Origin of the sequence: Enterococcus camelliae (genome assembly GCF_042685105.1) — a bacterium.
In the GTDB taxonomy this organism is placed as follows: domain Bacteria; phylum Bacillota; class Bacilli; order Lactobacillales; family Enterococcaceae; genus Enterococcus_G; species Enterococcus_G camelliae.
The window spans coordinates 15,305-41,250 of the sequence record NZ_JBHUMO010000027.1; the positions used below are offsets into that span (position 1 = coordinate 15,305).

The 25,946-nt window shown below is 38.1% G+C and carries 22 protein-coding genes; 15 read left to right on the plus strand and 7 right to left on the minus strand.

Annotated features, from left to right (window positions below; translation table 11 throughout):
• The first annotated feature begins 17 nt into the window (after positions 1-17).
• From ACFSR0_RS04140 to ACFSR0_RS04155, 4 genes are read left to right on the plus strand one after another with little or no spacing between them, the layout of a single operon-like run.
• Entirely contained in the window at positions 18-1,136 is a 1,119-nt protein-coding gene (locus ACFSR0_RS04140; RefSeq protein WP_379980233.1) for a betaine/proline/choline family ABC transporter ATP-binding protein, read from the plus strand.
• Positions 1,137-1,138: 2 nt separating this feature from the next.
• Positions 1,139-1,777 carry an ABC transporter permease gene (locus ACFSR0_RS04145; RefSeq protein WP_379980193.1) on the plus strand — a complete coding sequence of 213 codons (639 nt, stop codon included), beginning with the start codon at positions 1,139-1,141 and terminating at the stop codon, positions 1,775-1,777.
• Positions 1,774-2,694, plus strand: a complete 921-nt coding sequence (locus ACFSR0_RS04150) for an osmoprotectant ABC transporter substrate-binding protein (RefSeq protein WP_379980195.1) — start codon at positions 1,774-1,776, stop codon at positions 2,692-2,694. The genes ACFSR0_RS04145 and ACFSR0_RS04150 overlap by 4 nt, the downstream gene beginning before the upstream one ends.
• A gap of 4 nt (positions 2,695-2,698) precedes the next feature.
• Positions 2,699-3,370, plus strand: a complete 672-nt coding sequence (locus ACFSR0_RS04155; protein ID WP_379980197.1) for an ABC transporter permease — start codon at positions 2,699-2,701, stop codon at positions 3,368-3,370.
• A gap of 56 nt (positions 3,371-3,426) precedes the next feature.
• Here ACFSR0_RS04155 and ACFSR0_RS04160 read toward each other — a convergent pair whose 3' ends face one another.
• Positions 3,427-3,822: a DUF1093 domain-containing protein gene (locus tag ACFSR0_RS04160; RefSeq protein ID WP_379980199.1), complete on the minus strand. Its 396-nt coding sequence runs from the start codon at positions 3,820-3,822 to the stop codon at positions 3,427-3,429.
• A gap of 108 nt (positions 3,823-3,930) precedes the next feature.
• Between ACFSR0_RS04160 and ACFSR0_RS04165 the strand changes: the two genes are divergently transcribed.
• Entirely contained in the window at positions 3,931-4,293 is a 363-nt protein-coding gene (locus tag ACFSR0_RS04165) for a TIGR02328 family protein (protein ID WP_379980235.1), read from the plus strand.
• Positions 4,294-4,406: 113 nt separating this feature from the next.
• On the opposite strand, the gene ACFSR0_RS04170 is transcribed toward ACFSR0_RS04165, so the two are convergent.
• Positions 4,407-4,610: a hypothetical protein gene (locus ACFSR0_RS04170; RefSeq protein ID WP_379980201.1), complete on the minus strand. Its 204-nt coding sequence runs from the start codon at positions 4,608-4,610 to the stop codon at positions 4,407-4,409.
• Between the two features lie 270 nt (positions 4,611-4,880).
• On the opposite strand from ACFSR0_RS04170, the gene thrC reads away from it, so the two are divergent.
• On the plus strand, positions 4,881-6,377 hold the full coding sequence (thrC, locus tag ACFSR0_RS04175; RefSeq protein WP_379980203.1) for a threonine synthase: 1,497 nt from the start codon (positions 4,881-4,883) through the stop codon (positions 6,375-6,377).
• 198 nt (positions 6,378-6,575) lie between these two features.
• On the opposite strand, the gene ACFSR0_RS04180 is transcribed toward thrC, so the two are convergent.
• Positions 6,576-7,253, minus strand: coding sequence for a YoaK family protein (locus tag ACFSR0_RS04180; RefSeq protein ID WP_379980205.1), 678 nt, complete (start codon positions 7,251-7,253; stop codon positions 6,576-6,578).
• A 32-nt stretch (positions 7,254-7,285) separates the two neighbouring features.
• Positions 7,286-7,807: a DUF308 domain-containing protein gene (locus tag ACFSR0_RS04185; RefSeq protein ID WP_379980207.1), complete on the minus strand. Its 522-nt coding sequence runs from the start codon at positions 7,805-7,807 to the stop codon at positions 7,286-7,288.
• A 154-nt stretch (positions 7,808-7,961) separates the two neighbouring features.
• Between ACFSR0_RS04185 and ACFSR0_RS04190 the strand changes: the two genes are divergently transcribed.
• From ACFSR0_RS04190 to pheT, 5 genes are all read left to right on the plus strand, one after another.
• Positions 7,962-11,531 (plus strand): PD-(D/E)XK nuclease family protein, encoded by a 3,570-nt coding sequence (locus ACFSR0_RS04190; RefSeq protein ID WP_379980209.1) that lies wholly within the window; start codon positions 7,962-7,964, stop codon positions 11,529-11,531.
• A 16-nt stretch (positions 11,532-11,547) separates the two neighbouring features.
• Positions 11,548-15,204, plus strand: a complete 3,657-nt coding sequence (gene addA, locus ACFSR0_RS04195; RefSeq protein WP_379980237.1) for a helicase-exonuclease AddAB subunit AddA — start codon at positions 11,548-11,550, stop codon at positions 15,202-15,204.
• 77 nt (positions 15,205-15,281) lie between these two features.
• Entirely contained in the window at positions 15,282-15,599 is a 318-nt protein-coding gene (locus tag ACFSR0_RS04200; RefSeq protein ID WP_379980211.1) for a winged helix-turn-helix transcriptional regulator, read from the plus strand.
• A 306-nt stretch (positions 15,600-15,905) separates the two neighbouring features.
• Positions 15,906-16,949: a phenylalanine--tRNA ligase subunit alpha gene (gene pheS, locus ACFSR0_RS04205; RefSeq protein ID WP_379980213.1), complete on the plus strand. Its 1,044-nt coding sequence runs from the start codon at positions 15,906-15,908 to the stop codon at positions 16,947-16,949.
• Between the two features lie 4 nt (positions 16,950-16,953).
• Positions 16,954-19,374, plus strand: coding sequence for a phenylalanine--tRNA ligase subunit beta (gene pheT, locus ACFSR0_RS04210; RefSeq protein ID WP_379980215.1), 2,421 nt, complete (start codon positions 16,954-16,956; stop codon positions 19,372-19,374).
• 165 nt (positions 19,375-19,539) lie between these two features.
• Here pheT and trpS read toward each other — a convergent pair whose 3' ends face one another.
• The gene (gene trpS, locus ACFSR0_RS04215) at positions 19,540-20,547 is read right to left on the minus strand and encodes a tryptophan--tRNA ligase (protein WP_379980217.1); all 1,008 of its coding nucleotides are present in this window, start codon (positions 20,545-20,547) and stop codon (positions 19,540-19,542) included.
• Positions 20,548-20,749: 202 nt separating this feature from the next.
• On the opposite strand from trpS, the gene racE reads away from it, so the two are divergent.
• The 4 genes from racE to cbpB all read left to right on the plus strand — a co-directional run bounded on the left by racE (position 20,750) and on the right by cbpB (position 23,948).
• Entirely contained in the window at positions 20,750-21,568 is an 819-nt protein-coding gene (gene racE, locus ACFSR0_RS04220) for a glutamate racemase (protein ID WP_379980219.1), read from the plus strand.
• Entirely contained in the window at positions 21,565-22,881 is a 1,317-nt protein-coding gene (locus ACFSR0_RS04225; protein ID WP_379980221.1) for an XTP/dITP diphosphatase, read from the plus strand. The genes racE and ACFSR0_RS04225 overlap by 4 nt, the downstream gene beginning before the upstream one ends.
• Positions 22,878-23,390, plus strand: coding sequence for a metallophosphoesterase (locus ACFSR0_RS04230; protein ID WP_379980223.1), 513 nt, complete (start codon positions 22,878-22,880; stop codon positions 23,388-23,390). The genes ACFSR0_RS04225 and ACFSR0_RS04230 overlap by 4 nt, the downstream gene beginning before the upstream one ends.
• A gap of 75 nt (positions 23,391-23,465) precedes the next feature.
• Positions 23,466-23,948, plus strand: a complete 483-nt coding sequence (gene cbpB, locus ACFSR0_RS04235) for a cyclic-di-AMP-binding protein CbpB (RefSeq protein ID WP_379980225.1) — start codon at positions 23,466-23,468, stop codon at positions 23,946-23,948.
• Between the two features lie 132 nt (positions 23,949-24,080).
• Here the strand turns inward: cbpB and ACFSR0_RS04240 are convergent, their stop codons facing one another.
• Positions 24,081-24,998 (minus strand): mechanosensitive ion channel family protein, encoded by a 918-nt coding sequence (locus ACFSR0_RS04240; protein ID WP_379980227.1) that lies wholly within the window; start codon positions 24,996-24,998, stop codon positions 24,081-24,083.
• Between the two features lie 70 nt (positions 24,999-25,068).
• Positions 25,069-25,824: an enoyl-ACP reductase FabI gene (gene fabI, locus ACFSR0_RS04245; RefSeq protein ID WP_379980229.1), complete on the minus strand. Its 756-nt coding sequence runs from the start codon at positions 25,822-25,824 to the stop codon at positions 25,069-25,071.
• Positions 25,825-25,946: the final 122 nt, after the last annotated feature.

Here is a 25,946-nt window from a genome sequence, read left to right on the forward strand (position 1 = left end):
TGTACAAGGGTGGAAAAATGGCTGTAGAAGATGTGAATTTATCTTTCAATAAAGGTGAATTTATTTGTTTCATCGGGACAAGTGGAAGTGGCAAGACAACGTGCATGCGTATGATAAACCGGATGAATGAGCCGACAAAAGGGAAAATTATTATTGATGGACAGGATATTCAGTCGCTTAATCCTGTAGAACTAAGAAGGAAAATTGGCTATGTCATTCAAAATATTGGCTTAATGCCTCATATGACCATTCGAGAAAATATTACATTGGTGCAAAAATTGTTAAAAGTCAGCGAGAAAGAACGGAATCAAACTGCTGAAAAAATGATTGACTTAGTGGAACTTCCCAGAGAAATGTTGGATCGGTATCCCAGTGAGTTGTCGGGTGGGCAGCAACAACGTATAGGCGTTGTTCGAGCTTTGGCTGCGGATCAGGACATTATTTTGATGGATGAACCGTTTGGCGCATTAGATCCAATCACTAGAGATGCCTTACAAGACTTAGTGAAGGATCTACAAGAACGTCTTGGCAAAACAATTGTTTTTGTGACCCATGACATGGATGAAGCGCTCAAGCTTGCGAATCGTATCGTTATCATGAGCGAGGGAAAAGTGATTCAATTTGGAACACCGGATGAAATATTACGAAACCCGGCAAATGAATTTGTCGAAGAATTACTCGGTGAGGATCGGTTACTACAGGCGAAACCAGACGCAACCACTGTGGGTGAAGTTTCCTTAGCACAAGCAATCACGATTACGCGCGAACATTCCTTGCAAGAAGCCATTCGTTTGATGCGCCAAAAGCGTGTGGATACCTTATTGGTTGTTGATGAAGAGAACCATCTCGAAGGATATATCGATGTAGAAGTCATTGACAGAGAACGTGGTACTGGCAAACTGGTTGGTGAAGTAATGAATAAAAATGTCTTTTTCGTCAAACAATCCGCCTTGTTACGTGATTCTTTAAGAAGAATTCTGACACGAGGGATTAAATATGTTCCCGTTGTTGATGACCAGAAGAGATTAACAGGAATACTAACTAGGGCTTCACTTGTTGATATTGTTTATGATGTTATTTGGGGCGAAGAGGACACCATTAGCGGAGCAGTCGAGTCAGCAAAAGAGGAGGTCTAGTGATGGAAAACTTTTTTGCCGAGTACGGGAACGATATCGTTCAAAAGAGTCTACAACATCTCTATATTTCTGCTGTGGCTTTGGTTTTGGGTGTACTTGTGGCCGTTCCGTTGGGAGTATTGCTGACAAGATTTAAACGAGTAGCTACTATTGTTATCAGCGTGACGAGTGCCTTGCAGACCGTTCCTTCATTGGCTTTATTAGCACTGATGATTCCTATTTTTGGTGTAGGAAAAATACCAGCAATTATTGCGTTGTTTATTTATTCACTACTTCCAATTTTAAGAAATACGTATATTGGAATGAAAAATGTGAGTCATGATTATGTGGATGTTGCCAAAGGAATGGGGATGACGAATTTACAATCCATTTTTTCTGTTGAATTACCTTTGGCCATGCCAACAATCATGGCAGGGATTCGTTTAGCCGCGGTCTATGTTATTGCTTGGGCCACATTGGCATCTTATATTGGTGCTGGCGGTTTGGGGGATTTAATTTTTAGTGGATTGAATAATTACCAACCAGCACTTATTTTTGCAGGTACGATACCCGTGACTATTTTAGCGCTTTTAGCAGATTATTTACTTGGCTTGTTAGAAAAAATTCTGACACCCAGTGCAATAAGGGGGGAAGAAGAATGAAAAAAAGATACTTCCTATCATTTATTTTTCTAAGTTTATTTGTTCTTTTAACCGGTTGTTCATTACCAGGTCTTTCAAGCAGTGATTCTGATGATACGATTACGATTACTGGGGGCATAACCTCCGAATCTCAGATTTTGGCGAGTTTAGTTGCAGGGATGATTGAACACTATACGGATAATAAAGTGACTATTATTAATAATTTGGCGACGACAACCATCAATCATCAAGCGATGATGAATGGCGATGCTCAAATTTCAGCAGCTAGGTATACTGGGACGGATTTAACGACAACGTTAGGTTTGGCTCCTGTAAAGGATCCTACTGAGGCGTATAACATAGTTAGTCGAGAATTTGAAAAAAAATACAACCAAACTTGGTTGAAACCCTATGGCTTTGATAATACGTATGTTTACTTGGTGACGAAAGCAACCGCCGAAAAATATCATCTTTCAAAGATTAGTGATTTAAAAAAGGTCGCTGGTCAATTATCTGCAGGAGTAGATCCAGCATGGATTACACGGGAAGGTGATGGCTATGATGGCTTCAAAAAAGCATATGGGTTTGAATTTAAAACGATTCTTCCTATGCAAATTGGGTTGGTTTATGATGCAGTTGCAGCTGGAAAAATGGATATTGTTTTAGGATACTCCACAGATGGACGGATTGGCAGTTACGATCTCGTGATGTTAGAGGATGATAAAAAATTCTTTCCACCTTATGATGCTGTACCAATCATCGATAATAAGTTATTGAAAAAACAACCAAAACTTCAAGAAGTTATCGACAAATTAGCCGATAAAATTTCAACGGATGAAATGCAAAAATTAAATTTTGAAGCGGACAATAACTTGATTGAACCAAGCGTTGTTGCAAAACAATTTCTAGAAAAAAATAATTACTTTAAAGGAGAGTGATGAGATGGATTTGCAAAGTATGAATGTCGTGGAGCAATTTGTTTACTATTTTCGAGAAAATGGCGCCTATGTATTTAGTCAATTTGTCCGTCACTTTCTAATCTCCATTTATGGTGTTTTATTCGCAGCAATTCTGGCAATACCAATTGGGATTTTTATCTCAAAAAAACGAGGACTTGCAGATTGGGTCATTCGTTTAGCAAATATCATTCAAACGGTTCCTTCTTTAGCAATGGTCTCTATTTTAATGATTGGGCTTGGCTTAGGAGTCAATGTGGTTATTGTAACGGTCACGTTGTATTCTCTTTTGCCCATCATTAAAAACACCTATACAGGGATGATTCAAGTAGACCGTGATATGATTGATGTTGGAAAAGGAATGGGTATGACCTCTGCTCAGCGATTGTACATGATTGAGTTGCCTCTTTCTGTTTCGGTTATTATGGCAGGTATCCGGAATGCACTGGTTGTGGCGATTGGTATCACCGCGATTGGGGCATTTGTCGGTGCCGGTGGGTTAGGTGATATTATTATTCGTGGAACCAATGCTACTGATGGAACGGCCATCATTTTGGCAGGAGCATTGCCAACCGCATTGATGGCTATTTTAACGGATTGGGTTCTAGGAATCATCGAGCGAAAATTAGATCCAACCACCAAAACGTCTGTTAAATAAAAAAACGAATCATTCGGTAGCAGCTTGTACAAAGCAAACCTACCGAATGATTCGTTTTAATTTTTTGGGGCAAGAAGTGCAAGGACATCATTGGGAATATCCTTTTGATTGATTTTGTTTGGTCCCTCAATGACTCTTTTTTTGCTGATTTTGGCAACTATATAGCTTTTTGGTTCAATCGGTGTCACGCTTTCCCCAGATAATTCATAGTGCATGGTTTGAAACGTGCCATCTTCCAGAACAAAATTGAACTGATATTGATAAGTGTATGAATCGGGAATGATTTTTCCGCTCATATCCGTCGTTTTCGTCCGCTGAGGCACATCTTTTGGTACAATAGCATAAGCAGTATACCCTCTATAAGTATCGGTATAATAACTATAGAGAGGGCTTTTATAAGCTATCCATCCAATGAGTAATAACGTAAGCAGAAGTAAAACTATTTTTTTCATTCTTTTACTCACTTTCTTTTAGATAAGCTTACTATAAAAGACTCCACGATTTTTTTCCATTGGTTCAGCTAACAATATTGTCATAAATACTAAAAGGAGATGAGTGTGTTGCGCTTATGGCATCAAGAACTAATTAAAAAGCTGCCCCGACAACAATTACTTGGTCAGCATCGCGAATGCTGTGCCTTGAGAGGAAAAGGGTGGGGAAAGCCACATGCAACAGTTAATTATGTTTTTCGTTACCCACCAGAATATTTATTTTTCTATCATCAATTGGTAATGAACGAGATGACCTGTAGAGGCTACAAGGTTAGTAACGAATGGTTAAATCCTTTGTATAGAGGAAAAAATAGTCCGCCATTACCCATCTTTCACCCTTACAAAGTACACACACCCATTTATCCAGAACATAATGCCTCTTATTTGTTAGAATGCAAAGAAAACTTAGCTTTAAAGAAAATTTTTCTATAAAAAAATCCCAACTATAGGGGGACAATAGTGGGATAAAGAGAATGCTATTTAACTGAGATAAGTGTACTACAGACGTTTCAATTTCTTGTAAATAGAATGTAAAGTTTGGGTTTCTATTTTGCAATAAAACAGCGGAACTGTGATACGTGTTGAATCAGGGTTCGTTGGTTGTTCGCGTACTCAACCTTTAGTAATGATTCTCCTAGGGCCGTCACTCCTTCGATTTTGTTTCCGTATCGATCACATAGATAGCTACTAGCGCGCATCGTATCTAGCAAATGTTGCACACTAATTTCAATTTCTTTTGCTTCATTCATTTTTATAGCCTCCTATAATAAAATTATGTAAACTAACTAATGCTTTTTGAACAAATGGCCATTGGTTCGGGAAAAACGTACCTTACAAGTTTCTCTAATGCTTTTTTGTTTTCGTGTTTGCATTGGTTGTCTCATTCCTTTCACTGAAACTATACCACGAAATGCAAAAATTGACTTTTTTAGGAGATTTTCTTGCAAAAGCTAGTTTATTTAGAAATTAAATGATAAAATGATGAAAATTATGCGAAAAAAAAGTAAGAAGGAGAGACTATGGCACAATTACTATACAAGAGCACACGCAATGATAAGAATGTTGTAACAGCTTCTCAAGCGATACTACAAGGACTGGCCGATGATGGGGGCCTGTATGTTCCTATCGAGCAACCAACTATTTCACTTGATTTTTCAGAACTGCAACATTTCACCTATCAAGAAGTTGCCTATAAAATTTTAGCAGCTTATTATACGGATTTTACGGAGCAGGAACTAAAAACATGTATTGCAAATGCGTATAATGAAAAATTTGAATCAGCAGAAATTGTTCCATTAAAAGAGGTAGGGGAAGATCATTACCTTGAATTATTTCATGGCCCAACCATTGCTTTTAAGGACTTGGCCTTGTCAATTTTGCCTCATTTGATGACGACTGCAGCGAAAAAAAATAAGGTTGCAAACGAATTGGTGATTCTCACAGCAACTTCAGGGGACACTGGGAAAGCTGCTATGGCAGGTTTTGCAGATGTTCCCGGTACTAGCATCATTGTTTTTTATCCCAAAGACGGTGTAAGCAAAATTCAAGAAAGACAGATGCGAACACAACGCGGTGAGAATACTTATGTCGTAGCTGTGGATGGAAACTTCGACGATGCTCAAACAAAGGTCAAAGAATTGTTCAATGATCAAGCGCTCCGCCAAGAATTAGCGAACCAAAACAAGCAATTTTCTTCTGCTAATTCAATTAATATTGGACGGTTGATTCCTCAAGTAGTTTATTACGTCTACACCTACGCACAACTAGTAAAAAAAGCAGCTATCAAAGAAGGAGAAAAAATTAATATAGCCGTACCAACCGGTAATTTCGGTAATATTTTAGCCGCCCACTATGCAAAACTATTAGGTGTGCCCATCAATCAGTTGATTTGTGCATCAAATACCAATAATGTATTGACAGATTTCTTTGCAACAGGTGTGTATGATCGTAATCGCCCATTTTTCGTTACGTCCTCGCCTTCAATGGACATATTAATCTCAAGCAATTTGGAGCGACTAATCTTCGAAGCTAGTGGAAAACAAGTTGAGGTGACCAAGCAGTTAATGAATGAATTGGCTACCAAGGGGACCTACCAAGTTTATCCCGATATGAAAGAACAGTTCGCTGATTTTTACGCAGGTTTTGCGACCTTGGAGCAGACCAATATGGCTATTCATCAAGAGTTTGATCGCTATCGATATGTTCTTGATCCACATACCGCTGTGGCTAAAGCAGTTGCAGATCGCTATAAAAAAGAAACGAAGGATCAACAAACAAAGATGGTGATTGTCTCAACTGCAAGTCCCTATAAATTTCCAGAGGTTGTTGTTCATGCGCTAGATGACTCAATTACGGCAAAAAACGAATTTGATTGGATTACGCAGCTATATGAGCAAACGTCCTTGCCAATCCCAACGGCAGTCAGTGAATTGTACCAATTACCTATTAGACATACGCGTGAAATTGCTGTCGGTCATATGCGTAATTGTGTGAAAGAAATTTTAAGTATAGAGTAACAAATTTCTTTATAAAAAATAAAACTATCCGAATCGCATCGCGAGTAGAATGGACGAATGAAAATTCAATCGTCCATTGCTGAAATCCAGCAGTCCTCGCGATGCGATTCGGATAGTTTTGTAATAAAAAATTGATTAAGTGACGGTACGTACTGACAAAACGAGCAACCATCAGCTGCCAATGAAAAGTGGTCAAGCTTACTCATAATCGCTACGATAAAATTTTAATACGAGAATCGTTTGACTAATTGCTAAATAGAAAAATAGGAGGGATACGAGAATAATAGCTTTTTCATGGAAAAAACGATAGGAAAAGGCAGAGCAAATCGCACCAATAATAAAAGCCAAAACGACAAGTAAATAATGAATAAAGCCATCAAAAGCCGCTTGTTCCTTAGTTACTAGGTAATCATGAAGGCTTGAAGCAAGGCCCTTCATATTTCCGGTAGTAAAAAGACTTGTATAGACACGTCCGTTAATTTTATCAAATGAAATCCATTGCGCTGATGTGACGAAGGCAATAGCCATGGTTACGAAAGTTGTCTGAGAATTGACACTCTTAAAACTAATTAACAAAAAAAGAACTGCTTCAACGTATAGAATGATCAAGCGCCAAAACGTCCATCCCTTTTGGCGGAAATAGCGAATCATAAACTTGCCAGTAACCACGCCAATAAAGAAGAAGAGAACGGATAATAATTTTTTCCCCATACCTTCCCATTCCCCGTTGACACCTTGCGTGATTGCTAAAATTAAGTTCCCTGTTTGAGCTGAAGCGAATGCGCCATAATGAGTGTAGGTGTATAAATCAACGGCACCACCGATAAATGTTAACAAAAGCCCAACGGACCGAAACTCATGGAAATTCTTTCTCATTCTGTCACCTTCAAATTAAATATGTTTTTCTATTACCGTCTGAAAAAGCTAATGCCTTCCTCAATTCCCATCAAGATAATAACCGCACCTGCAATTTGGGCTACAAGCAGAACCGTTTTAAACGGATTAAAAATCAGCAATATACCAGCCAAGAGAATCAGCAAATAAAACAATTTTCTTGGAAGCGAAGGTTTGTTAACAATACGACGGTCTGGTTTTTGAATCAGTTTGATTAAACCATAGATGATGAAGAGAATGCCGAAGAAAATCGGAATAATGGATACAATGGGCTTCGCCAGTACCACTATAGCTAATGATGCGAGTAAAAATAATACCCCACTTACGATACCAAAATGACTAAATTCTGGTAAATCCCTGTTACGAAAAGCAACAAATAAATTTAAAATTCCTAGAAAAGCTGTGTAGCCGGCAATGATGTAGACGACTCCATGAAAAATTTCATTTGGTTTAAAAAGCATCAATCCCCCAATGACTAACAAAAAGATCATACGAAGCCAAGAATATTTTTGCATTTTTTCAATAAATAATGACATATAAATCCCTCCATTGTTTTTTTATTCTAACGTATTTTTTCATAGAATGAAAAGAATAGCAAGAATTCACTTCGTATTTTTTTGCAATTACTCACAAAATGATGACGTATGTTAAAATAAGAACAGGATTTTAAACCAAGCAAGGAGGAGAATTATGTCGTTACAATTTCTTTTGGGCACGGGCAGTGTTGATCATCAAAGGGAATACATTACTTTTGCAAGAGAATGGCTCGCGCAAGGACCTGACTACCAAGTCTTTTTTTTGGTACCAAACTACAATAAGTTTGAACGAGAAATGACGTTATTACACGAATTAAAAGAAGACAAATCAAGTCAAAGTTTTTCCAGTATTCGAGCTCAGGTTTTCAGTTTTCAGCGACTAGCTTGGTATTATTTGCAAAAAAATGAAATGTATCAGACGAGCAACAGAGTGACTGAAGCTGGCGCCAATATGATCATGCAAAAAGTGTTAATTGACCATGAAGCAGAGTTACAGTTGTTTCGCGGTGAAAAAGAAAAATTTGGCTTTGTGCAACAACTTGTCGCGCTCTATCTTGAATTCCAACAAGGTGGGGTATCACTCGATAAATTCGCAGAACTCGTTCAAAGAGACGAAAAAGAGGATAGTGTTCTTGAAATGGACGAAAAAATGGAGGAATTGTATCGTTTATTTTCTTGGTATGAGCAGGCATTACTTCACCAAGAGGTATCCATTGCACAACCTTTGCTTGACCTTACGAGTTCTTTGGCTACGTTGAAAGAACAACAAACAGTGCCATTGTCAAAAACACTATATCTGGTAACTGGATTTTCAACATTTAAACCGGATGAACGAGAACTATTGTGCCTATTAATGAAGCTGGGACAAGTAAAAATCGATTTACTAATGGAGAATCCAAAAGACAATGAGTCACCCTTGGATTTATTTTACGATGCACAACGAACCTATCAATTTTTTCTTACTTATGCAAAAGATCAAGCGATTTCGATTTACTTTGATCACAAAATAGCAACTTCTCCAGAAAAGCTAACAAGTCGGTCTACTGTTGAGCAATTTTTTCGTGAAACGCAAAATGGTAAACCATTTAATGGTCAAGCAAAAGTGGATGATTATCTAAAAATTTGGCAAACAGATTCTATTCAAGAAGAGATTCAACAGACGGCTTTAGAAATTCGGCGTTTAGTCGCAGGGGAGACGGCGCTTGGAAACGCAATCACCTATAAAGATATTCAAATTTTTTTGGCGGAAGAAGAAAAGTACAATCCTTTTTTACCGACTATTTTTTCTGAGTATGGGGTTCCATTCTATTTAAATGAAAAACGCAAAATGGTTCAACATCCTCTTGTTCAGTTTTTAGAAATATTGATCGATTTAGACCGTTACTATTACCGTTTAACCGACATCATTCGGTTATTTCGAACAGAATTGTATATTCCTCATTATTTAAGAGAAGCGTATTCTGACTACGATACCCAACAAACGGTGTTTCAACAATTAATTGATATCACAGAAAATATCGCATTAGCGCAAAATTTTCATGGAAAAAGATGGATTGCGGCGAAGGATTGGCAAGTGTATGCCTTCGATGCTGAACAGGAAACTCCTGTTGAGACCATTCGTTTATCCAAAATGACCAATCAATTAAGAAATGCTTTTAGAAAAGAGATTCATACCTTTTTAATAAAAATCAAGCAATCTGAGAACTATGTTGAGGCAACAAAAACTCTCTATACGTTTTTACAAAAAATTGGTGTGGATAAGCAAATACTTGCTTGGCGAAATCAAGCCATTCTCATGGGAGAGCTAGATCAGGCAAAAAACCATGAACAGACATGGACAACCTTGATGGCGACACTTGATGAATTTGTCCAACTTTTTGGGGAGGCGCCATTTGACTGGTCCCTTTATACAAATCTACTCATACAAAGTTTGACAAATGTGACGTTTGGAAAAATTCCCACTTCGATTGACCAAGTTCAGGTGAATCGGACAGACTTGGCTCGTCCAGGTCAGGCGAAAGTGGTCTTTGTTTTGGGTGCAACGGAAACGGCACTGCCAAGAAAGCACGAAAACCAAACATTGTTGGATTCCAGTGAGCGCGAATGGTTAAATGCGCAATTTGCCAACGAACGCTTACTTGATCCAGTCAAGGAAAATCTTCGCAAAGAGCCGCATATTGGGTATAGTTTGTTATTGTCAGGTTTAAAGCGAACCTACATTAGTTACCCTGGGAGTTCTGAGACAGAACAATCTGTAAAACCTTCCCCTTATGTGACACGGTTTATTGATCGTCAATTGGTGTCATTAACAAAAAAACAACCCTTAAGAAAAAGCAGTCTACCAAGCGAAGTCGTAGGAACGTATCGTGGGGTTATTCGGCAAATTAGTCAAATAGAACGGCAATGCAAGCAAGAAAAAGAACCACTGCCCATCGTATGGAGACAATTAAAAAAGAAAATTTTCGGCTCTCCATTGCATGATTTGGCAGAAAAAGTTTTTTCTAGTAGTGATTATCAAAATATACCTACATCCCTTTCAATTGAGCAAGCTACAAAATTATATGGAAGTTCACTTTATAGCTCTGTATCAAGATTGGAAACTTTTTATCAATGCGAATATCGTTACTTTGTACAATATGGGCTTCGGTTAAAGGAAAGAGAAATCTATGGACTAACACCAGCCATCACAGGGGAATTCTTTCACGATGCGCTTGATCGATTCTTAAGCATAATTATTCGTGAAAAGCTTTCGCTAAGCCAATTGACAGAAGAGGCGAGACAAGCCTTTGTGGAAGAGGTTTTAAAAAGTATTTTTGGGGATGCACGCTACCAAATCTTGGCTAGTTCATCACGAATGATGTTTCTTTATCACCAACTTTCTCAGACAATTCAACGTGTTTCTTGGGCAATCCAAGAACAAGCAAAACGGACGCAGTTTACTCCGGCGCAAACAGAAGTTTTATTTGGCCAAATTGCAGCCAAAAAAGGGATTAGTGGATTGGACCTTCCTTTGAGTAATGGCGGACAACTGCATGTTCGTGGGAAAATTGACCGAATTGATCATGTGCAGGTTAACAAACAGTCGTACATAGGTGTGGTAGATTACAAATCGAGTAAACACGATTTTTCAATTACGGATGCCTATTATGGCTTAGCGATGCAACTCTTAACCTATTTAGATGTGGCACTAATGGATGCGGCAGAGTTAATTGGAGAAAAAACGGCCAAACCTGCAGGCGCATTTTATTTGCAAGTTCAAGATCCAATTCTTAAGGAGGAAGAGAATCTTGAACAACAACGGTTAAAAGAATACAAGTATACTGGTATTTTTATGAATGATGCGTCACTTTACAAGGCTTATGATCAAACTTTGGAAAAAAGTGAGTCTTCCGATGTTTTCCCTGTTCGAATGGACAAAGATGAACACTATCAAATGCTCTCTCAGCGAAAGGAAAAGTTCTATACTGAAGAAGAGTTGACCATTTTGCTGCAGCACAATCGCCAAAAAATGAAAAATAGTGCGGAAAAACTATTACATGGTTCAATTTCATTGAATCCTACTTTAAAAGTTAGTAAACAAGAACGTGCCTGTCAACATTGTCCATTTCGTTCAATTTGTTCATTTGATGCGATGTTGCCTGAAAATAATTACCACAAAATTGAAAGTTTATCAAAATCAACCGCTATTCAAAAAATGGAGGAGAGTCAAAGTGAGCATTCCTAAAAAGCCAAGAGATGTCATGTATACCGATGAGCAGTGGCAAGCAATTTTCGAATCTGGTCATCATGTATTGGTTTCTGCTTCAGCCGGTTCTGGTAAAACCAGAATTCTGGTGCAACGCGTCATTGAAAAATTGAAGGCTGGACTGAATATTGATGAGTTGTTAGTAGTAACGTTTACGGAAGCCGCAGCGAGAGAAATGAAACAGCGGATTGAAACGGAATTAAAGAAGACTATCCAAGAATCTACTCAATCTGAGTTGATTATTCAGCATTTTCGCAAACAACTAACCCTTTTACCCATGGCGCAGATATCCACGCTCCATTCGTTTTGTTTAAAAGTAGTTCGGCGCTATTACTATTTGGTTCAGCTGGATCCGGGCTTCCGTTTGCTAACAGATGAAACAGAAGTGCTTCTTTTACAAGAGGACGTATGGAATGAATTGCTTGAAGAAGAATACGAAGAAGGTTCATCTGCTTTTTTCCAACTTCTACAAAATTTTTCCAGTGATCGTTCGGATGAACCGGTTACTGAAATGCTCATGCGTGTGTTCCAGTTTTCCAGAGCCAATCCACAGCCTATTTCCTGGATAAGAAGTCTAAGCCAAGCGTATGACGATGCCAGTCCATTGGAGAAACTACCCATTTATCAGCAGATTATGAAGCCTGCTTTGTTAGAAAAAGTAACAACCATTGTGGCTCGTCTACAACTAGCCAAACAACAAAGTGAACACGAACCGCTATTGGAAAAAGCGTACCAAATTGTTTCCTCAGAATATGAACAAATGAACTTTCTAAAGCTGGCAATCGCTGAAGATCGTCTTACAGATGTATATCAACAAATCGTGACGCCCGTCTTTGCGAGTAGATATCCTAGTTATCGCAAAGAGGAGGTAAAATTTCTATCTGAGCCGATTAAAAGAATACGTGATGAAGTGAAGTCCCAATTTGAAACTCTGAAAGATTTTTTTCCATATTCACCGCAAAAAATGGCTGATTTGATGCAGCAATCAAGACCAATTGTTGCAGAAATTGCTCGTTTAACTGAATTATTTTCGTATCGATTCCAAAAACGAAAATTGGATAAGAGTTTGCTTGATTTTAATGATTTGGAACACTGGACGTTAGCTATTTTAAATAATCAACAAACGGAAATATCTCCACAAGTCTTTTATCGCCAACGCTTCTCTGAAATCTTAGTTGATGAGTATCAAGATATTAACCGCCTGCAACAAGCTATTTTAGAAAAAGTGTCGGTCGAATTACCAGGTAACCTTTTTATGGTAGGGGATGTGAAACAATCCATATATGCTTTTCGTTTGGCTGATCCCACACTTTTTATTGAAAAGTATGATCAGTATAAACAACATCAAGAAGGGGAGAAGATTGATTTAAGGGAAAATTTCCGATCGCGGGCGGAAGTTCTGTCATTTACTAATTTCATTTTTGAACAGTTAATGGATCGTAAAGTCGGTCAAATTGATTATCAAGACGAAGCCAAATTAGTGGCAGGAGCGACGTATTACAAAAATCAGGATGAGTATTTTGTACCCGAAATTTTGTTGTACGAGAAAGAAAGCACAGAAGAGGCAACCGATTCACTTGATACGAAAGCGGATGGCGAAATACATCTTGTGGCTCAGGAAATACGTAAAATTATTGCAAGGAAACAAACGATTTTGGATCGTCACTCAATGCAAATGCGACCGGTCCAATATTCAGATATTGTGTTGTTAACACCCACAAGAGGCAATCATCTAAAAATAATCGATTTATTTAAAGAGTATGACCTACCTGTGGAGTTAAATGATGCTCAAAATTATTTTCAAACAACCGAAATTCAAGTCATGTTAAGTTTATTGCAAATTATTGACAATCCGTTGCAAGATATTCCTTTTGTAAGTGTCTTACGCTCACCAATCGTTGGTTTAACAGAGGACCAATTGGTTACAATCCGTTTAGCTAAGCGAGATGTTCCTTTTTACCAAGCGTTTACCACATTTCTGTCTAGCATTGAGGAGACCGATTCGAATGAATTGACGAAAAAATTAGCTTATTTTTCTAATCAGTTGCAACGCTGGCGAAAAATTGCACGCAAGGTACCAGTCTCAGATTTGTTATGGATGATTTATGACGAGACGGCGTATCCAGATTTTATGGTAGGATTGCCTTCTGGAAAACAACGTTATGCGAACTTAATGGCATTAGTATCAAGAGCGGAAGACTATGAACAGACTAGTTTTAGAGGATTGTATCAGTTTATTCGTTTTGTTGAAAAAATGCGCGAAAAAGACAAAGATTTAGCTGAGCCAGTTGCAGAAATGACAGGTGATGCAGTGAGGGTTATGACCATTCACGCTAGTAAAGGTTTGGAATTTCCAATTGTCTTTTTAATGGATACAACCAAAGAATTTAACATGCAGGATTTTCGAAATAATTATTTATTAGATGAATCCCAAGGAATCGGGATTAATTATCTTTCTTCTGAACGGGTCAAATATGCGACACTTCCTTATTTGGCCTTAAAGCAAATCAAACTGAGAAAGATTCTATCTGAAGAAATGCGAAAACTCTACGTTGCATTGACACGAGCGGAACAAAAATTGTATTTGGTAGGGTCATACAAGAATAAAAGTGAGGCAGATAAAAAGTGGTTAACCGTTCAACATCAACAGGAACAATTTTTGGACGAAGCGAGTCGCTTGCTGACAAAAACATCCATGATGGACTGGATTGGCAAAACATTGGTTCGTCATCCTCTTATGCAGCAATATTTTGAACAACCAGAGACAATTAGCACAACGATTTCTCACCCAGCCAAATTTAGCATTCATTGGCATACAGCTCAGGAAATTTTGAATAGTCGCAGCGATTGGTTGGATCAACTGCAAACGACCCAGCCAGAATTGGTAACTGCAAAAGAGTTTGAAGCCATTCCGTCCGTTTTACAAAAACGTTTGGAGTTTGTCTATCCCCATCAAAAAGCAACCACCACTGCTAGCTATCAATCTGTGTCAGAAATAAAGCGTCTTTATCAAGATCCAGATGATAGTGAAGAAAGTCGTTTTGATTGGTTTGCAGCCCAAGAAGATAAAAAAGGATACCGATTCGTCAATCAATCATTGGTTGTTCCTGAATTTATGAAGACCAAACAGCTTGAGCCAACATTCATTGGGCAAGCAACACATCTGATTTTACAACATTTGCCGTTAGAAAAAACCCTAAGCAAGGAACAATTTCTGACTTGGTTGGCGGACTTTTCTACTATACAAGGCTTTTCAGAAGAATTGATTCACGCAATTGATGTCGAATCATTATATTGGTTTTATGAATCAGACTTGCGTTATCTAATGACCCAAAATTTTGAACACGTGCATCGTGAGCAACCTTTTTCAATGCTTCGCCAAGCAAGTTCGATTTATACGAATTTTGGTGATGACGAAGCGGAAGTATTGGTCCATGGAATTATTGATGGATACATTGAATATGAGGATGAAATTCTTTTGTATGATTTCAAAACAGATCATGTGTCTAAGCATAAATCAGAGAAAGAAATAATTGACGGCTATCGTGGACAATTGCTTTTATATAAAGAAGCATTGCAAGAAGCCTTGAAAAAACCAGTTAAAACAGTCTATCTTGTCTTTCTTTCTCAAAAAAAACTAGTGCTTCTCTAAAAGATCAGTTGAACGCAAGCACAACTGCTAACATTTGGTAAGAAATATGGTAAAATACCTTCAAAGAGGTGATTAAAATGATAGAAGCTGAAAAATGTGATTATACTCTTTGTCCTAAATTTGAGAAAGCTTTTTCAATTTTAGGGAAGAAATGGAATGGCCTAATCATTCAGGTTTTGCTCGAACAACAAGAGCAACGGTTTGTAGAATTATCCAAAAAAATTCCCATGCTAAGTGATCGGGTACTGTCTGAACGATTGAGAGATTTAGAAGCCGAAGAGATTATCGAAAAAATGGACAATTATTATCGATTAACAGAAAAGGGATTGGCGTTGCAAGAAAGCTTTGAATCGGTAAAAAGTTGGAGCAATGAATGGTGTCGTTCTGAAAATTAGTTGATTTTTCACCATTTCTTTAGTAGAATTTATCCATAGTGAAAATTGAAAAAATAAAAAATGGTGATGGAAAAGAGTAGTCTTTTTGTGGTTGATCAGGGAAGCTTATCACAGACTGAGAGTAAGCACAGTTCACGAAAGATGAAGTTCACTTCCGGAGTTTGCTTGATGGTTCATCAAGCCGGCAATTCTGTCGTTAAGTAATGAAGTGCGTGAGTGATTCACGAATTAGGATGGTAACGCGAGCCCTCGTTCCTTTACGGAATGAGTGGCTTTTTTTATTTGGAAAAAGGGAGGAACGAATCGATGTCTTTACAAGATAAATTGGAAAAATTAAAAGAAGAAACACTCGAAAAAATTGATTCAGTGAAGAGCTTGGTTGATTTGAATCAAATTCGGGTCGAAACATTAGGAAAAAAGGGACCTATTACAGAAGTTTTAAGAGGCATGAAAGACTTATCCGCTGAAGAACGACCAAAAGTGGGCAGCTTTGCCAATGAAATCCGCGATATCTTGACTTTACAGATTGAAGAACGTAAATCGCAGTTAGAACAAATTGCTTTAAACAAAGCGTTAGCTGAGGAAACAATTGATGTGACACTACCAGGAAAACAAATTTCAAAGGGGTCGCGTCATGTTTTAACACAGATTATGGAAGAGATTGAAGATATTTTTGTAGGAATGGGTTACCAAGTGATTGAGGGAAATGAAGTTGAGCAAGATCATTACAATTTTGAACGAATGAATTTACCTAAGGATCATCCTGCTCGTGATATGCAAGATACGTTTTATATTTCTGAGGAGTTATTAATTCGTACTCATACCTCTCCAGTTCAAGCTCGAACGATGGAAACGCATGATTTTTCAAAAGGACCACTACGAATGGTATCACCTGGAAAAGTCTTCCGTCGGGATACAGATGATGCAACGCACAGTCATCAATTCCATCAAATTGAAGGATTGGTGGTAGATAAGAATGTAACGATGGGTGATCTAAAAGGAACATTGGAAGTTTTAATGAAAAAAATGTTTGGCGAAGACCGAAAAATTCGCCTACGTCCAAGTTATTTTCCTTTTACTGAACCATCGGTAGAAGTCGATGTTAGTTGCTTTAAATGTGGTGGGAAGGGCTGTAATGTCTGCAAACACACCGGTTGGATTGAAATACTGGGAGCAGGTATGGTTCACCCGAATGTCTTGAGAATGTCAGGAATTGATCCAGAAGTCTACAGTGGATTTGCTTTTGGCTTAGGACCAGACCGAATTGCTATGTTGCGTTATGGCGTCAACGATATTCGCAACTTTTATTTAAATGATAGTCGTTTCTTGACTCAATTCAAGGGGGAGTAAAGGTATGTTAGTTTCATATAAATGGTTAAATGAGTTCGTTGATTTGGATGGTGTGACACCCAACGAATTGGCGGATAAAATGTCGGTTACAGGCATTGAAGTTGAAGGAGTAACCGTTCCAGAGACGGGATTAAAAAATTTGGTTGTTGGAGAAGTTGTGGAATGTGTTGACCATCCTGACTCTGACCATCTACACATTTGTCAAGTAAATGTTGGCGCTGAAGAACTGTCACAAATCATTTGTGGGGCACCCAATATTAAAGCTGGTGTAAAAGTCATTGTTGCTTTGCCAGGTGCACGCATTAAAGATAATGTAAAAATTAAAAAAGGAAAAATGCGGGGACAAGTCTCAAACGGGATGATTTGTTCTTTACAAGAAATTGGATTTAATGAAAGTGTAGTTCCGAAAGAATATGCGGATGGTATTTACTATTTGCCAGCAGAGGCAATTCCGGGAGAAAGTATTTTTCCTTATTTAGACATGGATGATAGCATTATTGAATTATCAATTACTCCTAACCGGGCTGATGCCTTGAGTATGCGCGGGGTGGCTTATGAAGTTGGTGCAATTTATAACCAAACACCAACGTTTCATGATGAGGAATTAATTGAAGGAGACACGCTTGCCAGTGAAAAAATTACGGTTACTGTAGAAGAGAAAGAATTGGTTCCTGCCTACCAAATACGCATTATTGAAGATGTAAAAATTGCTCCAAGTCCAACTTGGTTACAAAAACGATTGATGAATGAAGGAATTCGTCCAATCAACAATGTCGTCGATGTCACAAATTACATTTTGTTACTCTTTGGTCAACCTTTGCATGCGTTTGATTATCATCGAATTGGTTCGAAAGAAATCGTGGTACGGCGAGCACACGAAGCAGAAGAACTTGTGACGTTAGATGGGGAAACACGTGGGCTACGTTCAGAGGAACTAGTCATCACAAATGGTGCCCAACCGATTGCTTTAGCGGGCGTGATGGGGGGATTAGACTCAGAGATTGTTTCAGACACAACCACCGTAGCATTGGAAGCAGCGATGTTTCACCCTATTTCCATTCGTCGAACAGCGAACTACTTTAATTTAAGAAGTGAATCTTCTGCCCGATTTGAAAAAGGAATCAATCAAGCAACAATCGGACAATCTTGTGATGTAGCAGCGGCAATGATCGCCAAGTTAGCAGGTGGAACGGTATTGAAAGAAGCAGTTGTTGCAACGCAAACGAATCCGAAAGATGTGAAAGTACCTATTACTTTGAGCCGCATTAATCAGTATTTGGGTACAGCCCTATCATTAGCAGGTGTGGGTGGAATATTTGATGCGTTAGGATTTGCCTATGAATTAACAGACGAAGAATTTACAGTTATCGTTCCACCACGTCGTTGGGATATTCAAATAGAAGCGGATATTATTGAAGAAGTGGCCCGAATTTACGGGTATGATCGTTTGCCATCTACTTTGCCAAGTGGGGAGACTGTGGCAGGTACGCTCACTCGCTCGCAAAGATTGACAAGAAGAATCCGTGAAGTTGTTGAAGGTACCGGTTTTTCAGAAGCAATCAGCTATGCATTGACTACTGAAAAAAAATCAACTCAATTTGTGATGAAAGAGAGTCAGTTAACAAGACTTGATTGGCCAATGACCGAAGATCGGGCAGTGTTACGAATGAATTTAATCAGTGGGTTGTTGGATGATTTAGCATATAATATTGCTAGAAAAAATCAATCATTGGCATTTTATGAAATTGGTCGCGTATTTTATCAAGATGGAGATGCTAAAAAAGACTTGCCAACTGAACAAAATCACATTGCCTTTGCGTTAACTGGAGAAGTAAAGAGCAAAGATTGGCAAACAAAGTCGACACCAGCTGATTTTTATTTATTGAAAGGTGTACTTGAAACAGTATTTGATCGCTTATCTATCCTTGATCGTATTCAATATATTGCTACGAGTGCGATTTCTGAACTACATCCGGGTAGAACCGCTGATATTTATATTGATCATGAACGAATTGGCTTCATTGGACAAGTTCATCCAGCCATAGCCAAGGAATATGATATTACTGAAACTTATGTAGCTGAACTAAATTTAGAAGCACTAACTTCAACGGCAGTCGCAGAGGTACGTTACCAACCAGTGTCGAAGTTTCCAAATGTAAATCGGGATATTGCGATGTTGGTAAAAGAAGAGGTCTCCAATCAAGAAGTCATTGATACGATTAAAGAAGTATCCGGTCGCTTCCTGATACAAGTGAAGTTATTTGATGTGTATCAAGGAGCTTCAATTGACAAAGGAATGAAATCATTGGCGTATTCGCTGACATTTAGCAATCCAGAAATGACTTTAACGGACGAGGAAATTACCAATTCGATGAATAAAATAGAAAAAAATCTAATAGAAAAACTTGGGGCGGTTATTCGTTAATTTTTTTGATGCGACTATTCCTTATCCATATTCACTGGGTTCACTGGATTTTTGCGAAAAAAAGTGAATGAGAATCAGTTTTTTTAAAGTTATTAAAAGAGACAGCTCTTCGTCGCTAGGATAGTAGCGTGAAGAACTGTCTCTTTTGTCATTGTCATTGGCTAATTAAGAAAAATATTGGATGCCCATTGCTTCTTTCACTTCAGAAAGTGTCTGTGCTGAAACCTTTCGAGCTTTTTCACTGCCTTTTTGTAAAATGGATAGAACATAGTCAGGATCTTTTGCTAATTCCTCGCGTCTGGTTCGGATTGGTTGAAAAGTCGCTTCTAAAACATCAATTAAGTAGCGTTTAATCTTTACATCTCCTAAACCGCCATGGCGATACTGGTTTTTCAATTCTTCAATATAGACCTTATCTTCCCCAAATACATCCAAATAGGTAAATACCATGTTTCCTTCCACTTTTCCAGGTTCTTCAACATGGATGTGATTTGGATCAGTGTACATACTCATAACTTTTTTCTTTAGAATATCTGCCGAGTCTGCTAAATAGATACCATTTCCCAGTGATTTGCTCATTTTGCCGTTGCCGTCAATGCCAGGTAATCGTCCCATTCCTTTTGGAGGAAGAACAGCTTTGGGTTGAACCAAGACTTCGCCATACGTGGAATTAAAGGAATGAACAATTTCTTGTGTTTGTTCAAGCATTGGCTTTTGGTCTTCGCCCACGGGGACTAAATTCGCTTTAAAGGCAGTAATATCGGCAGCTTGAGAAATAGGATAGATAAAGAAGCCTGTCGGAACGCCTTCCCCAAATTGTTTTTGTTCGATTTCAGCCTTTACGGTTGGATTTCGCTTTAACCGGTTGACACTCACTAAATTCGCGTAATACATAGTTAATTCTGCTAATTCAGGAATTTGGGATTGAATAAAAAGTGTCGACTTTTCCGGATCCAGGCCAACTGCTAAGTAGTCTAATGCCACTTGTAAAACATTTTTGGCTACTTTTTCTGGATTTTTGGCATTATCTGTTAACGCTTGGACGTCGGCAACCATGATAAAGAGTTGATTTGCTGGATCCTCTTGCATGGCAACGCGTGTTTTTAAAGAACCAACGAAATGTCCTAAATGTAATTGACCTGTCGGACGATCTCCCGTAAGTATTGTATTCAAATTCTTCACCTTTTCTTTCAAACTTTTCTTTCAATCTTCTCTTTCATAGTACCTTTTTTTTTCATTAATGACAACAAAGCTTTGACGATTGTCGGAAAGATATTTCAACTGGATTCGATGAATACGTTTTTCATTTCTTTCAATAATGGGTATAATGGAGAAGATTATACTGTATAGAATTTAATGACTAGAGGGATAAGAGATGTGTAACGAACAACCAATTGGTTTTATTGATTCCGGTGTTGGAGGGTTGACGGTTGTAAAAGAGGCGTTAAAACAACTTCCAAATGAAAATATTCTTTATCTTGGAGACACAGCACGCTGCCCATACGGACCAAGGCCAGCACAGCAGGTCATCCAATTCACTTGGGAAATGACTCAATTTTTGCAAAAAAAAAATATTAAAATGCTTGTGATTGCTTGCAATACGGCAACCGCAGTAGCATTAGAAAAAATCAAAACTACCCTTGATATACCAGTTGTTGGTGTCATTTTGCCAGGTTCAAGAGCTGCTATCAAAGCAACTAAAACCAAGCAAATTGGTGTCATTGGAACAGAAGGGACGATTAAAAGTGCCAGCTATAAACGCGTCATTGTTCAAAAGATGCCTAATGCGAAGATAACTAGTTTGGCCTGCCCAAAGTTTGTACCCATTGTCGAAAGCAATCAGTTTCAAACATCCGTCGCCAAAAAAATTGTCGCAGAAAGTTTGCGACCTTTTACTAAGCAAAAGGTTGATACGTTGATTCTTGGGTGCACGCATTACCCGTTGTTACGGCCCATTATTCAAAATGTGATGGGTACCGAAGTAAAACTAATTGATTCTGGAGCGGAAACGGTAGGGGAAGTAAGCATGTTATTAGATTATTTTCAATTGGCAAATGACCGGCCGACTAAGGATCGCGAAGTGGCCTTTTATACAACTGGCTCGACGACAATGTTTGATCGCATTGCTTCTGAGTGGTTGGATGAAGGAAGTGTTAACTCAAAACATATAGTATTAGGAGAGAAAAATTTATGAGATACAATGGCCGATATGAGAAAAGCAAACGTGTGACCAAAATTAAGACCAACGATCGTAAATATGCCTCGGGATCGGCAACAATCGCTCAGGGGGATACAATCGTTCATTGTGCCATTCATTGCACGGACACAACAAACCAGTTTAATCAAAAGCCTTACGAACTAAGATTTTTGATATCGTCAGCTGGTCGGGAGCAAGAGGTTTTGGAACAACAAGCAAAAAACAAAATTTTTCTAGAACAAGTTTTGTCTGCTACGCTTCTTGCAACGGAAGCTAGCACGAGTGGAAAGAAAATATTTGTTGAAGTGGTTGTGGAGCAAGATGATGGAAGTTGTTTGGCTGTAGCAACAAATGCGCTATATTTGGCACTACAACAAACCGTTGATTGCTTGGCGATGGAGATGCAAGATCATCAAGTAATCAGACTGGATCAAGCATTTGGATCGGCAAAAATTGCTTTTTTATCCAGAGAAATTCCACTAGTTGATCCCGATCGCCAAGAGGAAAAAATGGCAATTTTTGAAGCTACGCTTGCTTTAAATGAAGCGGGGGATTATTTGGCATTTCAATTTGATAATAAAAACCAAGCATTTGGCATTGATGAAATCAATGGGGTGCTTATTACTGGGACAACCTGTGTACAAGAAGAAATCCAAGAATTGAAGGCCAATCTATATACCCCTTATACGCAGAAGGACGGAGAAAAAGCAATTGTTATCGCAACAAACAATGAAGGAAAAGCCAGAGAATTTTCGGCTTTATTTGGGAAGAATGGTTACCAAATTAAAACATTAAAGGATTTTCCAGCGTTACCTGAAGTGGAGGAAACCGGCACGACTTTTGCACAAAATGCTTGTTTGAAGGCGGAAACAATTGCCAACATTCTTCAAGTACCTGTATTAGCAGATGACTCTGGACTGAAAGTTGATGCATTAGGTGGGTTACCTGGTGTTTATTCAGCCAGATTTGCGGGTGTCGATAAAAATGATGCAGCCAATAATGCCAAGTTATTGTATGAATTAACCGATGTACCAGATGAAAAAAGAACCGCGCAATTCCATTGTACGCTCGCCTTAGCAGCCCCTAAAAAAGAAACACTGCTAGTTGAAGCCGAATGGGAAGGAAGAATTGGTCGTATTCCAAGAGGTGAAAATGGCTTTGGTTATGATCCTCTGTTTGTGGTCGATTTAGATGGAACAACAGCAGCTGAGCTAACAGCTAAAGAAAAAAATGAAAGAAGTCATCGAGCAAAAGCAATTGTAAAATTGGAAAAGAATTGGCTTGATTGGTTGGAAGGAGCAAAAGAATGAACTATTTAGTGTTAAGTGATAGTCACGGTGATCGAGAAATTATACAGAACGTGTACAATCAATTCAAAGAAAAAGTTGATTTATTCATTCATTGTGGAGATTCTGAATTACCGGCAAGTGATCCATTATGGAAAGATATTTTTGTTGTCCAAGGGAATTGCGATTATGATGAAAAGTACAAAAAAGAACAACTTATCGAGACAAGTGAAGACCGAATATTGGTGGTTCATGGACACCTTTATCAAGTGAATTTCACGATGACTCCTTTAGAACTTCGAGCAAAAGAGTTGCAAGCATCCATTGTCCTGTTTGGTCATACACATAAATTAGGCTGTGAATACATTGATTCAACACTCTATTTGAATCCAGGAAGTATTTCCCAGCCAAGAGGATTACCTTATAAAAGTTTTGCAATCATTGAGAGTACTGAAGCATTTTTCCGTGTCGATTATTACGACCGTACAGGGAAAAAACTACCTGAGCTGACATTTTCTTTTAAAAAAAAGTAAATAAATGATGGTTTTAAAAATTATGAATCATTAGTTGGTATAATAGAGAAAAGACAACCATAGGAGGATTAGTTATTGATAGGTGAAAAAACAAAGGAATTGCTGTTAGCTAATGAAGCTGATCTAATCATTCCGGCTGAGAATGTAGCAACCGTTTTATATAACCACCCACTGGAACATGCGTTACTTGTTTTATCCAAAGTAGGCTATAATCAAATCCCTGTATTAGATTCGGACGATCGTTTAGTTGGTTTGATAAGCCTCTCAAATATCGTGAATCGGATGATGGGACTAACTGGTTTTGATGTGAAATTACTTGAAAACTTAACAGTAGCCGATGTTATGGAAGTGAATGTCCCTTGTGTTGCTGAAAATGATTTAGAAGAAATTTTACATTTACTTGTAAATCGTCCTTTTTTACCAAAAATTGATCAAAATGGTGTTTTTTGTGGCATCATAACTAGGAAAGAAGTATTAAAATCAGTGAATCATCTTGTCCATCAGTTAGAAAAAGAATATGTGTTATTAGCAAAAGCCCCTTTAAAAAATCATGCATAATGGTGTTGTTAGGTACTTTGCTGCTTAACTAGTAAAAGAACCATCAGATGAACAGAAAATAAGGTCCCACTCATCACGCCGGATGAATGGGGCCTTATTTCGATGATTAATTGATTTTTTTGGGATGTCTACTCACTTTTTAAGAATAGGTTCATTTGGAATGGAAAAGCCTGCTGCTAACAATGAACGAATGGAATCAGAAAGCAAATCCTCTTTTATTTTGTATTGGAATCCATTTTTAGTATAGAAATTGGTTCGAATGGCATAGTTTCCATTCCCAATATCAACTAAACCAAAGATTACTGGTGGTGTGGTGATACTGTCTTTGTAAGCAACTTCAATTCGTTTGTTTGCTTCCTCAATGACTGAACGAATGGCTGAAATTCCTTCACTAGGATCGATTCGGACATCAACAACAACTTGCATATTGGCTCTTGAGGTATTACTAATTGTTGTAATATTACGATTAGGAATAAAATGAATGGTTCCATCAACTGCCTTTAGCTGTAGTGTTCTCAAACCAACACTCGTTACAGTTCCCTCGACATCGAGATTCATCAATTTGACATAATCGCCAACGTCAATTTGTTGTTCCATAATGATAAAAAAGCCTGTGATAATATCATTCATAAAACCTTGCGCACCTAAACCAATCGCAACCCCCGCAATCCCTGCACCAGCTAGTAAAGAGCCCACGGGTATACCTAAAACGGAAAGTAGAGAATATAGGAAAAAAAATCCGATGGTATATTGAACGATATTTCGAATCAATGTATGGATGGTATTCATTCGTCCGATATTCATATTCATTCGCTTACCATATGATTGATAGGTTCGATCAATGACAGCTAATGTAATTCGCCAAATAACGAGGAATAGTATTAGAAGAAAAATAATCATTAATGTTTTTTGAATAAACAAAGCTGTAATGGATTCCCAATTAATTTGTTGCCACCATTTTTGAAAGGCGTTCATTTGTTTTTCGGCCGGTTCAATGATGGAGTTGTCTGAACTAGAAGTTGTCCCAACAGCTAAAAAAAATGATAGCATATAAGCAATAAATCCTTTCTTTTTTTTCATTTTACCATAGGAATGAAAAAAAGGAAGAATGGACAAATAATTATGAAAGATGAACACCTTTATCAACAAAAATGACTTCACCAATAATGCCACTTGCTAGTGGACTAACCAAGAAGGCGCAAGTATTTCCAACTTCTTCAATTGTCACTCCAACATGATCAGGGGTCCGATCTTCAGATAGTTGAATTAGTTTTTGATAATCTTTTACACCAGTTACGGCTAGTGTTTTAATGGCGCCTGCTGAAATAGCATTGACCCGAATTTTCTTAGGTGATAGGTCTGCTGCTAAATAGCGAACGGAAGCTTCAAGAGCAGCTTTGGCAATTCCCATCATGTTGTAATTCGGCACTGCACGCTCAGATCCTAAATAAGTTAAGGTTACAATCCCACTATTTTCAGCTAAAATTGGTTTCGCATAACGAGTAACAGCGATAAATGAATAGCTACTAACGTCTTGGGCCAAAGCGTAGCCTTCACGGGAAATTTCCGTTACATCTCCCTGCAAGTCATCTTTATTCGCATAGGCAATGGCATGAACCAAGCCATGAATTTCACCAGCATATTCATTAATGGTTTGAAAAGCCTGTTCAATGCTGCGATCACTTGAGACATCACATTCGACTAAAAATTCTGATCCATCAAGTAATTTTTCTAGCGATTTTTTCATTCGTTCATTTTGGTATGTATAGATGACTTCGGCACCTTGTTGTTGCAATGCTTGTGCACAACCCCAAGCGATACTTTTTTTATTGGCTACACCCATCACAACGACTTTTTTACCTTTTAAAAAACTCATATTGTCACTCCTTAATAATTAATGTCTCCTGAACAGTAATTTTTCCTTGATATAACAACATTTCCCTCTAATTTTTGATATAATAGGTGCATGATTTTTTTCAGATTACTGGCATAAATCGT

Excerpts from the sequence above, each read along its gene's own strand:
- ACFSR0_RS04140 (WP_379980233.1), top strand. The coding sequence starts at position 18 with ATGGCTGTAGAAGATGTGAATTTATCTTTCAATAAAGGTGAATTTATT.
- ACFSR0_RS04145 (WP_379980193.1), top strand. The coding sequence starts at position 1,139 with ATGGAAAACTTTTTTGCCGAGTACGGGAACGATATCGTTCAAAAGAGT.
- ACFSR0_RS04150 (WP_379980195.1), top strand. The coding sequence starts at position 1,774 with ATGAAAAAAAGATACTTCCTATCATTTATTTTTCTAAGTTTATTTGTT.
- ACFSR0_RS04155 (WP_379980197.1), top strand. The coding sequence starts at position 2,699 with ATGGATTTGCAAAGTATGAATGTCGTGGAGCAATTTGTTTACTATTTT.
- ACFSR0_RS04160 (WP_379980199.1), bottom strand. The coding sequence starts at position 3,822 with ATGAAAAAAATAGTTTTACTTCTGCTTACGTTATTACTCATTGGATGG.
- ACFSR0_RS04170 (WP_379980201.1), bottom strand. The coding sequence starts at position 4,610 with ATGAATGAAGCAAAAGAAATTGAAATTAGTGTGCAACATTTGCTAGAT.
- thrC (WP_379980203.1), top strand. The coding sequence starts at position 4,881 with ATGGCACAATTACTATACAAGAGCACACGCAATGATAAGAATGTTGTA.
- ACFSR0_RS04180 (WP_379980205.1), bottom strand. The coding sequence starts at position 7,253 with ATGAGAAAGAATTTCCATGAGTTTCGGTCCGTTGGGCTTTTGTTAACA.
- ACFSR0_RS04185 (WP_379980207.1), bottom strand. The coding sequence starts at position 7,807 with ATGTCATTATTTATTGAAAAAATGCAAAAATATTCTTGGCTTCGTATG.
- ACFSR0_RS04190 (WP_379980209.1), top strand. The coding sequence starts at position 7,962 with ATGTCGTTACAATTTCTTTTGGGCACGGGCAGTGTTGATCATCAAAGG.
- addA (WP_379980237.1), top strand. The coding sequence starts at position 11,548 with ATGTATACCGATGAGCAGTGGCAAGCAATTTTCGAATCTGGTCATCAT.
- ACFSR0_RS04200 (WP_379980211.1), top strand. The coding sequence starts at position 15,282 with ATGATAGAAGCTGAAAAATGTGATTATACTCTTTGTCCTAAATTTGAG.
- pheS (WP_379980213.1), top strand. The coding sequence starts at position 15,906 with ATGTCTTTACAAGATAAATTGGAAAAATTAAAAGAAGAAACACTCGAA.
- pheT (WP_379980215.1), top strand. The coding sequence starts at position 16,954 with ATGTTAGTTTCATATAAATGGTTAAATGAGTTCGTTGATTTGGATGGT.
- racE (WP_379980219.1), top strand. The coding sequence starts at position 20,750 with ATGTGTAACGAACAACCAATTGGTTTTATTGATTCCGGTGTTGGAGGG.
- ACFSR0_RS04225 (WP_379980221.1), top strand. The coding sequence starts at position 21,565 with ATGAGATACAATGGCCGATATGAGAAAAGCAAACGTGTGACCAAAATT.
- ACFSR0_RS04230 (WP_379980223.1), top strand. The coding sequence starts at position 22,878 with ATGAACTATTTAGTGTTAAGTGATAGTCACGGTGATCGAGAAATTATA.
- ACFSR0_RS04240 (WP_379980227.1), bottom strand. The coding sequence starts at position 24,998 with ATGCTATCATTTTTTTTAGCTGTTGGGACAACTTCTAGTTCAGACAAC.
- fabI (WP_379980229.1), bottom strand. The coding sequence starts at position 25,824 with ATGAGTTTTTTAAAAGGTAAAAAAGTCGTTGTGATGGGTGTAGCCAAT.